Source organism: Lysinibacillus sp. K60, from assembly GCF_019731275.1.
GTDB classification, from domain to species: domain Bacteria; phylum Bacillota; class Bacilli; order Bacillales_A; family Planococcaceae; genus Lysinibacillus; species Lysinibacillus capsici.
The window spans coordinates 23,181-35,032 of the sequence record NZ_JAASJR010000020.1 but is presented as its reverse complement, the minus strand read 5'-3'; the positions used below and the strand labels follow the sequence as shown (position 1 = coordinate 35,032).

Here is an 11,852-nt window from a genome sequence, read left to right as displayed (position 1 = left end):
GCAAATCCTTACATGTAAAAATGGTCTTTTTACGACACTTATAACAGTAGATTTCAATCTCTTTATAAAATTCCATAAATATTACCTTTCATTTTATTTATATTCATTTCCATTAAAGGGACAAAAAATACATAAAATCATTAAGGTATTCTTTTGTATTAACTAAATAAAAATGTTGTTAAGTTGTTAAAAATTTCAATTGAAATTTTAGAAAAAAGATTGAGTATTTCTATAGGGTAGGTTATTTAATATGAACCACGACCAATAACCCTAGATATAAGAGTTATGTAATAGAAACCAATAAAAAAACCTCCATGGTATTTGGAGGTTTTAATAATCTATTTATATTTAATTTACTTCAACTTGCCCCATCATACCATTTTCTTCATGTTCAAGGACATGGCAGTGGAACATGTATATGCCCTTATTATTAAACTTCACTGCTAATTTAACTGTTTGACCAGCTTCAATTGAGACAGTATCCTTCCACCCTTTTAAATTTAAAGGAGGTTCTTGACCATCAATCGACACGATTTTAAATTGAGTGCCATGTATGTGGAAAGGATGTGTCATACCACCCATCATATCAGGTTTATTATAAATTTCCCAAATTTCAGTCTCACCCTGCTTTTGAGTGAAATCAATGCGATTCATATCAAACTGGTTTCCATTTATAGAAACCATTGTCCCCATACCAAATAGTTCAAGCTTCTTAGAAACTGGTAAATTTTTCTCTTCTTCAGTAACACTAAAATCATTTAATTTTTCTGAAATTTTACTTGTACTTGTAGTCTTTTGTTCAATTTTAAATGGTAAAAGGGTAGTACCTTCATCATTTATTAATGCTATATCAGTCTTGTCATCCATTTTTGAAAAGTCCACTATTACCTCTGCTCGCTCACCTGGTGTTAAGGTAATTTCTTTCATATCAGTTGGTTGATTTAAGAAACCACCATCAGTAGCAATTTGTTGGAATGTATCTCCGGTATTCAATTTAAAAGTATAATTACGAGCATTAGAACCGTTTAATAAACGAAGTCTTACTTTTTCTTTACCAACTGTAAGTTTAGGATTCAACGTACCATTAATTAATAAAGTATCTCCAATTGTACCATCTTCATTAAGGACTGCTTGATAATTTAATTGCTTTTCTTCAGTAAATTGTCTATCTTGGAATACTAATGGAAAATCATTCACACCATATTCATTTGGTACATTGATTTCTTGTGAGTTTTCATCATCTATATAAATTAAACCAGCTAAACCTTTATATACTTGCTCTGCTGTAGCACCTTCTGGATGTGGATGGAACCACAGCGTAGATGCTCCCTGATTAACTGTAAAATTTACATCTTCTGTTACACCTGGCTCTAGGACTTGATGTGGGCCGCCATCACCATTTCCAGGGATTTCTAATCCATGCCAGTGAAATGTTGTTGGTTCAGATAAATCATTTTTAGTTCTAAACGTTACCGTTTGATCTTTATTAATACGAATGATTGGCCCTAAAAAGGAACCATTATATCCATATGTCTCTGTTTTAGTTCCCTTAAAGATTTCTGTTGTTCCTTGTTGAGCAGTAATATCAACAATTCCATTTTTAGGTTCAATAATAGGTGGGAGCGCAAGCTCATTTTCCCCATTTGAATTATTTAATGCTAATGGATTGTTATGACTCGCATGACCATTTTCCATGCTACTATCTTTATTATCCATACCCTCCATGTTTTTCATTTCTTCATCACTCATATTGGAATGGTCCATACCAGACATATTAGAATGGTCCATATTTGAATTATTATTAGATTCCGAATTACCCGCACTACATCCTCCAATTATAATAGCGCCTACTAATAATGAAGTAATCAAAAGTTTAGATTTCATTATGTTTCCTCCTTTTATTCTTTACATAGGCACTATAACAAATAAATATGGAGAATTTATGGATTTGAAATTAAATGAGACAAATATTAACCACTCTATCTAAGAAAACTTTGAATAACTTTTTTTATTTCTTAACTTTCCAAATCAAAATGATAATTGAAATTAATAAGATACTTATTACAATTTTCCATATTAAATTTACTTGCATAAAACCATATACTGCACCTGCTTCAAAGATTAAAGCTGGTATTTTTCCAATCGTACTAGCAAGCGTAAATGTGCCTAAAGACACCTTAGAAAATGCACTAGTAAAAGTCACAAGACCTGATGACATAAAAGGTAAAATCCTTAAACTGACAATTATCCAAAATGCATCAGAACCTTCCAACTCCTTTAATTTTAAAAGTTTAGGGTGCAATACGAACGGTCTTTTCCATTTATTGATTCCTTTTCTATATAAAATAAAGCTAATAACTGCACCAATTGATTCACCGATAATAGAAATCAGCAAACCGTTGAATACTCCAAAAAACACAAGGTTAGTGGCTGTAACAAAAACACTTGGTAGTACACCTATAATACTAACCAAAGTATTTATCATTAAACTAACCAAAATTGCAAATAATCCAGATTGTTCTAGTAAATGAAGTAATTTTTCTTCCATGATTAAACGCTATCTTTTTTAACCTATTACTTGCATATAATGAACTATTGTTAATAAACAACAACTGCCTGTTCGCCTAATGCTTCATAACTATTAAAAAATGCTCCCTTATCCAATGTTATAATTCCCTTACGTGGATCCATTACTTCCACAGTAGTATCTCCCACAGATAATAGTACCATTGTATGTAAATTTTGATACATTTGATGGTATTCACCTGTTTCTTCAATAATCCATCCCCCTTTAACCTTTGGTGGTGAGAGGTCCAATGTTACCCATGTAATAACTGGTATTCCCTGTCTAATATAATTTGTTATTTCTTTTATTGTTCTTCCACTAATATTTTTTGCTTGTAAATCTAACTTTCTCTCTGTGATAAAATTATTAGCTGCTTTGACAATTGGTTCGGCAAAAACATATGTACCCGTTTCTAGATTACTTGGCTCGCCGCCATATGCTTGATTAGGATTTGGCCCATACTTTTTTTTCATTTTGTATTCAAAAGATTGTTTAGGTAAATAATTTTGATCCATTTCTAATTTAGATGTTTCTGCACCATAGTAATTAAGTACTGCTGTAAGAGTAGTTATTTCACACCCATTTGGTAGTTCAGGATTTTGTAGAATTACAGGTACTCCAAATCCTTTATTATGATTTACTGCATATGTTTGAACCAATATGGATTGTGTAGATGACGTATACGTAAATTTTTTTTCTGTTAAATACATCCCTGTTGTAAAATTGTCTGGACTCCCTACTTTTACTGTATAAGTTTCATTTGGTTGTAAATTATAAAATTCTGCCTCACCTTTATCCAAACTAATTGTTGAATCTATTTCTTTCCCTTCTTCATCGAGTAATTCCACATATAGATCATTAAGTGGATCTCCACTAAAATATTCAACTGTTAAAACTGCTATTTTATTTGAATTGATATTTTCGTTTGTACAACCCTTTAAAAAAACTACTAATACTCCCAAAGTGAAGATAATTCCTCTCTTTCTAATTTCCCACGCCTCCTCAGTTATTGTTATATTATTAAAAATGAATATAACGAATAATTATGGAGAAATTATGGATTAAAATTAAAGGATATTATAGAATTTCTAAAACTAAAAAAGATGTCCAATTTGTCAAAATTGACTCGTCGAACATCTTTAAGTATTTAATTTTTATGGAGAAGATAATTCACTTTCCGTTAGCCATTTATGATTTTTTATTTTTTCACCATTAGTAGAAGTGTAGTCAACCACATACACAGTAGTTTCTTCTGCGGAATCAATTTTTGCAGTTACCCCTTCCATACCCTCCATATGATTAGCATTTATAATAACCTGTGTTCCTGGTTCAAATGGCTCTGAACCAGCACCTTCTATTTCTTCTTGAATGACCCACTTATGATTTGTTACTCGATTTCCACCATTTGTAGGAGCGTAAGATATAGTATAGACTATTGTATCGTATGCCCCTACAATTGTTGCTTCAGCTCCATCCATGCCTTTCATGTGATCTGCATGAATTATTGCTTTTGTCCCAACTCCAAACTTAGGATTTTCAGCTTCTTTTAAACCTTCAGGAAGTTCATTTGAACTAGGATTCATTTCAGAATGGTCCATACCTTCCATATCTTTCTCGGCCATTTCATTTGTCTGCATTTCTTGTTGACTTTCTTTCTTATTTGTATTTCCTGTACATGCAGAAAGCATTAATGCAGCAACTATAGTAACAAGACTCATTATAATTTTTTTCTCCATCATAGTCCTCCTACTCGCAGGCTTGAATTTTTGTATTCCCAATCATCATAAATTTACTTTAGGGATATTTCATACGAGTTTTTCTTTATTTAGAATCACCAAGAAAATTTAATATATACATTTTAAAGATACCTTCCTTATTCATTTTTAAAACCTGGATTGTCAAAAATGTTGAAACAGCAAAAGGGGTAAGGAGCTTTTTTTAAATTAATTCATATAATGAGATTAACCAATTTTTTAAGGAGTAGATAACCATTGATAACGAAGCTTTTAAAACATTTTCTGATTCTCAATTATTAATTGAATCTATTGAAAAACTAGGTGATGAATTATTTGCATTAACTGTGGAAATTGCATTGAATGTCTTAAAGACTGTAAGTAGTGAAGATGGCCAATTTACAAGCGATTTTTCTTCGCCATCAAGTTACTTGCAACAACAGATAGATTATTTGATTTCTGAATTAAAAATGGTAAACGAAATTATACAAAGTAATGAAAACGAAGCAAAATAATATTTGTGATTGTATCCATATGCTTCAAAATTAATACCCTACTTTTATTTGAGACTAAACATTTTTTATTTCACCGTCATCTTATTTATCAAAAAATAGAGCTTATCTAAATATATAGATATACCTTATGCCCTGTTAATAATAACTGGGCATTTTCAAATAAGTATCATTGTATTTAATTTGACAACTCCATTTGTATATCAATTACAAAATCAAAGCTAATTACTTAATTATAAACTTGCCAACCATACCAAGCTCCTTATGTCCTGGAATAGTACAAACAAATTGATATTCTCCTGTATTAATGGGAGTAAAACTCATTTTTTCTGTATTTTTAGGCCCAACATGGAGATGAATCATATTCTCCTCCTTTTTGTGATGTACATGATTATTACTACTAATAGTATTTGATGTTGGTATTGTAACTTCAATATCATGTTCTATATTATCTTTATTAATTAATTCTAATGAAACCGGTTGATTCTTCTCCAAAATTACTTCAGAGGGCGAATACTTCATATTTTCTGTTTCTATAGAAATAATCTTAATCTCTTTCTTTTCTAATTTATTTTGAGCGTTCGAGTGTAGATTATGATCCACTAAAGAAGAGTCTTTAATAAAGTTTATTTGTTTTTCGGCAAAAGGAATGCCCCCAAAAAAGTAGAAGAGTATAAAAACCGAAAAGAAGAAGGGTGTTAAAAAGCCCATTTGACTTTGGAATGTTTTTTGACTTTTACTTGGAAGTAGCGCAAATAAAAAAATAGTGAAAATTGATAGCAACAGAAAAATTCTTATTAATACAATGGATTGCCCGCCATCCACCATTTCACCTAACATTGCCCCCATCATACCAGCCATTAAACCTGCCATTAAACCTTCTAACATAGGTAATAATCCAAAGTTGCAACCACTTAAAAAGCCAATGCTTGCACCGAGAATAATTGAAATAATCGTTGAGTAAAACAAGTTCCCTTGAAAGGTAACTCCAAAAAGTATTCCTAATGTTAGCCCTACATTCATACTAAAAAACATTGAAATAGTCATACCTTGCATAGGCTTAATAGTCTTTTTCATAATTCTTGAAACCATTATGACAATTAACAATAAAAACATTAGTGATACTAAGACAAACATTTGATAAAATCCCACATATCCATCCTTTAACAATTTAATTAGCCTGTCTAAAATACACACCGTATACCTTATATAGGTATGCTCGAAAGAGAGTATTTATTTTATTATTACTTGATTTAAGTTTTATTTATCTTCAAGTAACATCACCTAGTTATTATTGCAGTGAGATTACACCGAGTATATTAAGTCACCAATTTTAATATTCTGCACAAATCAGTAATATAAATGAAAAATTTAGTATCTCTATTCCATGCTATTCTTACTTTAATCAAAAAAGCGATTGCTTTTCGAAAGGAGTAAGTTTAGTGAAAAAGAGATGGTTACTACCGGTTTTTGCGTCATTTGTAATTTTTTCAGGAATAGGTATGAATGATGCTGAAGCAGCATCAGTTACTGATTTGACGAGTACAGCGAAAGATTATATAGGAGCTCCTTATAAATATGGTGGGAATGATATTAATACAGGTGTAGATTGTTCAGCATATACAAAGTTTATATTTTCTAAGTTAGGTATTTCTTTAGAGCGCACATCTAAAGACCAATATCAGCAAGGTACTTCTGTTTCTAAAGATAGTTTAAAAGCAGGTGACCTCGTATTTTTTAATACTTCAGGCAACGGCATATCTCACGTTGGAATATACATAGAGAATGGTAATTTTATATCAGCTACTCCAAGTTCGGGTGTTAGAATTGATAAATTAAACGATCCTTACTATTGGGGTTCTCGTTATATAGGTGCAAAACGTATTGCAAACTTTACTACAAATGAAATAGCTCAAGCAGAAGTTAAAGGTGAAGAGATAGACTTTTCCATTTATGCCTCACGTGGAGCAGTAGCCATACAGCTTGCTAAAGCTTTAGCATTAGATACAAGTGATACAAACTCAAGTTTCCCTGATGTTAAATCATCTTCTGAACAAGCTGGAGCTATAGTAGCACTAAAAAAACTTGGAATTTTTAATGGAGATAGTAATGGTAAATTTAACCCAAATTCACCGATTACTCGCGGTCAATTAGCAAAGGTTTTAGTTGAAGCATTTGATTTAGAACAACAAGGAGAACCAAAGAATTTTACAGATGTAACGAGTACTCATTGGGCCAAAAATTTTATAGCAGTTCTTTCATCAAATAAGATTACGCAAGGTAAAGGTGATGGCACATTTGGCGTAAACGACAAAGTAACATTAAATCAATTAAATATCTTTATAGAACGATTAACTCGATAAATTTTGTTCGAGGACTTAAATTAAAAATGGCGGCTCATTTATTCAGAGCCGCCATTATAACCTTCCCAGAACTTCTTAGAGTAAAACTAATTTATTAACTCTTCTTTTCCTATCCGTTTTAAAAATTTGAAAAACGTTTCTCGTTTTTTTCCATTCTGTGAATATACATTTATAATCTTTTCTATTTTATCGTACAATTCATCTGGTGTTAGATTCTCTTGCAACAAAGATCCCACCTCTGCATCTTTCCCTTTTGCTTTTCCTCCAACATATAAATTGTAATGGTCTTTAATTTTCATAATCCCTATATCACTTAACATTGGTTCACCGCAACCAACAGGGCAACCTGTGTATGCAACTTTAAGAGTGAATGGTACAGCTTTTCCTGCTATACGATTATTTATTTCTTTTGCTACTGGCATCCCCTCTTCTTCTTCTCCTTTGCAAAAATTACATGTTCTCAAACTCTTTACAAAGTTGCCAACTGGATAACAAGATAAATTAACACGGTTGAATTCTTCAATTATTTCTTCTTTTTTATTTTCCGGAATTTCTAGATAGAGTTGTTGGAAGGTTGTTAACTCAAGCTGTGCGTCGTCTTCCATATATTTGGTGATCGTTAAAAGTTGTTTAGAATTTAGTTTTGCCCCAAATTCTATTCCCCCATTAACGGCAATTTTAATTTTTTTATCTTCATTACTCATACCAATTTTCCTCCATACTTTCCCAAACAATTAATTTATTTTGCTCTTTACCTACCTAAGGATGGTTTATCTGATGAAAATAGTAAGTTAAATTATGTCAGTTAAACTATTGCGTATTTCTTTATAAGTAAACCCAATAGAGTAAAGTTTACAATTGAATTAAAGGGTTATTTATTATCTAATTTTACTCTTTGTAAGCGTAATGCATTTAAAACTACAGATACAGAACTAAATGCCATCGCCGCACCTGCTACCCATGGAGCAAGTAGACCTATTGCAGCAATAGGAATACCCAAAGTATTGTAGGCAAATGCCCAAAATAGGTTTTGCTTAATATTCCGCATTGTTTTTCGACTCATTAAAATAGCATCTGCAATACTATTTAAATCGCCACGAATTAACGTAATATCAGCAGCTTCCATGGCAACATCCGTTCCTGTACCAATGGCCATACCGATATTTGCTGTGGCCAATGCCGGAGCATCATTAATACCATCTCCCACCATCGCTACATTTTTCCCTTGTGCTTGTAGCTTTTTCACCTCGTCTGCTTTACCTTCAGGCAATACTTCAGCGATAACTTGATTCACGCCTACTTCTGTTCCTATCGCTTGAGCTGTACGTTCATTATCACCAGTCATCATAATGACTGTAATGCCCATATTCTGTAGTCGGTGGATTGCCTCTTTTGACGTATCTTTAACTGTATCAGCAACAGCTACTAAGCCTGCATACTGACCATTAATGGCAGCAAGCATTGCTGTTTTACCGTTTCGCTCTAACTGCTCCATTGTTGGTAAAATATTATCAATATTGATTCCGTATTGTTGCATTAATTTTCGTGTACCAATGACAACTCCTTGACCTGACACAGTTGCCTGCACACCATAACCTGGAATAGCCTCAAAAAATTGAACTTCTCCTAATGCTATGCCACGTTTTTCTATGCCCTGTACTATAGCTTCTGCTAACGGATGCTCTGACTGTTTTTCAGCAGCCCCAATTAATGATAAAAAACGAGCTTCCTCCTGCTCTGAATCTAAAAGAACGTCTGTAAGAACAGGCTTACCATGTGTTACTGTACCTGTTTTATCTACAACCACTGTATCAATACTTTGTGTTTGTTCTAAATGTTCTCCACCTTTAAATAAAATACCAAATTCAGCTGCACGACCTGAACCTGCCATTATGGAGGTTGGCGTTGCTAACCCAAGCGCACAAGGGCAAGCGATTACAAGTACTGCAATTAAGACCTCTAAAGCTGGTGTAAATTCTCCTGGGCGAACCCAAATGATCCAAACTAAAAATGTGACAATTGCAATGCCAACAACAATTGGTACAAAAACCCCCGAAATTTGATCTGCTAAGCGTTGAATTGGTGCTTTTGATCCTTGAGCATCCTCAACCACTTTAATGATTTGTGCTAACGCTGTGTCACGACCAACCTTTGTCGCTGTCATTTTAATAAATCCATTTTTATTAATCGTCGATCCAAATAATTGATCGCCTTGCTTTTTATCAACTGGTAAACTTTCACCTGTAAGCATTGATTCATCAACAGCTGTTGTTCCCTCTATTACCTCACCATCTACAGGTATCTTTTCACCTGGTTTCACTAGAATAACATCGCCAATGATAACTTCTTCTAAAGGAACCTCTTTTTCTACACCGTCACGTACAACAATAGCGGTTTTAGCTTGAAGTCCCATTAGTTTTTTTATGGCTTCAGATGAGCGTCCTTTTGCTTTGGCTTCAAATAATTTACCTAATAATATTAATGTAATTAATACAGCACTCGTTTCAAAATAAAGATTTGGACCATGATGCGACCCTATCGTCACAATCGCTTGATAAACACTATAGAAATAAGCTGCTGATGTCCCCATGACCACAAGTACGTCCATATTAGCACTACCATTACGTAAAGCTTTATATGCCCCTACATAGAATTGCTTACCAACAATAAATTGCACAGGAGTAGCCAATACCATTTGGATCCACGGATTCATTAGAAATTCTGGGACATATAAAAATGATGTAAAGGAAAAATGTCCAACCATCGTCCAAAGCAGCGGTAAAGAAAGAATAGCCGATAAAATAAATTTTCGTTGTTGCTGTTTAATGGCCTTTTCTCGATGGTCCACTGTTTCCTGTTCATCAGCCTTTTGATGAGCCCCATAGCCCAATTTCTCCACCTTCGCAATGATGTCTACGATTGACACTTCAGATGGATTAAACTCAATCATTGCTTTTTCCAGGGCTAAGTTAACATTGGCAGAAGAGATACCACTTAACTTATTTAACCCTTTTTCAATGCGAGTTGCACAAGCTGCACATGTCATACCTGTAATATCAAGTTCCGCCTTTTGTTTAACAACCCCATAACCAAGTGCTTCTATTTTTTTTTCGAAATCTTCTTCACTTAATTTTGCTGGATTGTACTTAATAGATGATTTTTCAAGCGCTAAATTAACAGTCGCTTGTTCCACACCATCCATTTTATTTAAACCTTTTTCTATACGAGTTGCACAAGCTGCACAGGTCATTCCTGTGATCTGAATGCTCGCTTCTTTTAATGTATTACTCATGATGCTGTTCACCTTCCTCATACCCAATAGGGGTATATATTTTTGAAAACAAGAGAGTGCATTTATGCACTCTCAAAAATATTATTTTACCTCATATCCCTGTTCTTCTATTGTTTCCTTAATTTTCTCAAGCGATACTTGGGATTCATTAAACGATACTTCAACTTGTGCATCTTTTAAATTCACGTTTACTTGATCAACACCTTCTAATTTCCCTAAACTTTTTTCAACAGTATTTACACAATGACCACATGACATTCCAGTTACCTTTAAGATTCTATTTTCCATAAAAATCCCTCTCTTTTGAAATATTTTTATAAAATGTAAAAGGGTATTAATAATTTTTTTATATTTCCTTTTAACTTTCGAATTGTGATTTTAACTTATATTGGCTTCATCACTTTTAATGCAGTTTATCATTATCAAACAAGCTTTCTTTAAACGATAAATTTGTAATTACATCATCACCGTAAATTATCAACCTCCTCTAAACACACATTCATGTTACCATACCCCAGTTAGGTATGTAAAGTGGTGTTTTAATTTACTATATGCGTCACTAATTATGCAGTATATGTTAAATATCACGTTTATTTAACATTCAAACACTGTGACTTAATTAAATTTTTTAGCAGTCCATCAAAAAACTCTGCTCCTAAATAAGCAGAGTTTAAAACATTTTCGCGTTAGAAGAATTACTTTTATTTATCATTGATTCTTCATTTATAAAATCAAATCTTCTACACAGCCATTTTTTTACATACTTCAGCGCATCGGTAACATGTTTCTGCACATTCTTGGCAATGTTTATGATGTTCATGTTTTTTACAAACATCACCACATGCCTGACAAATCTCAGCACATAATTGACAAATTTGCTTTACGAATGGACTACCAGACTGCATCGATTTAGCAGAAAATGCACAAATATCGGCACATTCTCTAAGGGTACGAATGCACTCCGCTAACATTTTAACATCATCTTCTTCTAGACATTCATGATAACATTTATTACATTCCTTCATACACTCTAGACAAGCTTTAATACATTCTTCATAGCTCATTTTCAATTTTAAATACCTCCTGTTAATTTAGTCTGTCTTATTATAACCACTCCTATTTACTATATACCCCATTCAATCATAACTAATCTTCCCTATTGATATTAAACGGGTCTTCGGAATATATAGTGGAATTACTTTCTTAATAGTTTAAAAACAACTGGTGTTTAAATCGGATTTTCTGGTGGGATGTTAGGATAATCAATAGTATTATATAAAAGTATCAATCACATACGAGTGATACTTTGGGAAAAAAATAAAATAGTCCAATTTACTTGACCGTGTACTATGGTACACGGTTTATAATATTCATGGGGTGAAATAA

At 32.8% G+C, this 11,852-nt stretch carries 10 protein-coding genes; 1 reads left to right on the top strand and 9 read right to left on the bottom strand.

The annotated features are described in order from the left end of the window. Positions 1-348 precede the first annotated feature (348 nt). The 5 genes from HCH28_RS24230 to HCH28_RS25530 form a co-directional block, all read right to left on the bottom strand. Positions 349-1,884 carry a multicopper oxidase family protein gene (locus HCH28_RS24230; RefSeq protein ID WP_009374058.1) on the bottom strand — a complete coding sequence of 512 codons (1,536 nt, stop codon included), beginning with the start codon at positions 1,882-1,884 and terminating at the stop codon, positions 349-351. Positions 1,885-2,008: 124 nt separating this feature from the next. Further along, positions 2,009-2,548, bottom strand: coding sequence for a TVP38/TMEM64 family protein (locus tag HCH28_RS24225; protein WP_009374061.1), 540 nt, complete (start codon positions 2,546-2,548; stop codon positions 2,009-2,011). A 50-nt stretch (positions 2,549-2,598) separates the two neighbouring features. Beyond that, the gene (locus tag HCH28_RS24220) at positions 2,599-3,528 is read right to left on the bottom strand and encodes a C39 family peptidase (RefSeq protein ID WP_009374070.1); all 930 of its coding nucleotides are present in this window, start codon (positions 3,526-3,528) and stop codon (positions 2,599-2,601) included. 192 nt (positions 3,529-3,720) lie between these two features. Then, the gene (locus HCH28_RS24215; protein ID WP_009374071.1) at positions 3,721-4,302 is read right to left on the bottom strand and encodes a YdhK family protein; all 582 of its coding nucleotides are present in this window, start codon (positions 4,300-4,302) and stop codon (positions 3,721-3,723) included. Positions 4,303-5,036: 734 nt separating this feature from the next. Beyond that, positions 5,037-5,963 (bottom strand): cupredoxin domain-containing protein, encoded by a 927-nt coding sequence (locus HCH28_RS25530; RefSeq protein WP_051145745.1) that lies wholly within the window; start codon positions 5,961-5,963, stop codon positions 5,037-5,039. A gap of 290 nt (positions 5,964-6,253) precedes the next feature. Between HCH28_RS25530 and HCH28_RS24205 the strand changes: the two genes are divergently transcribed. Beyond that, positions 6,254-7,174: a C40 family peptidase gene (locus HCH28_RS24205; RefSeq protein WP_009374075.1), complete on the top strand. Its 921-nt coding sequence runs from the start codon at positions 6,254-6,256 to the stop codon at positions 7,172-7,174. 86 nt (positions 7,175-7,260) lie between these two features. Here the strand turns inward: HCH28_RS24205 and HCH28_RS24200 are convergent, their stop codons facing one another. From HCH28_RS24200 to HCH28_RS24185, 4 genes are all read right to left on the bottom strand, one after another. Continuing rightward, entirely contained in the window at positions 7,261-7,878 is a 618-nt protein-coding gene (locus HCH28_RS24200; protein ID WP_009374077.1) for an NAD(P)/FAD-dependent oxidoreductase, read from the bottom strand. Positions 7,879-8,045: 167 nt separating this feature from the next. Beyond that, positions 8,046-10,466, bottom strand: a complete 2,421-nt coding sequence (locus HCH28_RS24195; RefSeq protein ID WP_009374078.1) for a heavy metal translocating P-type ATPase — start codon at positions 10,464-10,466, stop codon at positions 8,046-8,048. Between the two features lie 81 nt (positions 10,467-10,547). Continuing rightward, positions 10,548-10,754 (bottom strand): copper chaperone CopZ, encoded by a 207-nt coding sequence (gene copZ / locus HCH28_RS24190; RefSeq protein ID WP_009374080.1) that lies wholly within the window; start codon positions 10,752-10,754, stop codon positions 10,548-10,550. A 452-nt stretch (positions 10,755-11,206) separates the two neighbouring features. Continuing rightward, the gene (locus tag HCH28_RS24185; RefSeq protein WP_009374082.1) at positions 11,207-11,536 is read right to left on the bottom strand and encodes a four-helix bundle copper-binding protein; all 330 of its coding nucleotides are present in this window, start codon (positions 11,534-11,536) and stop codon (positions 11,207-11,209) included. Between the last annotated feature and the right edge of the window lie 316 nt (positions 11,537-11,852).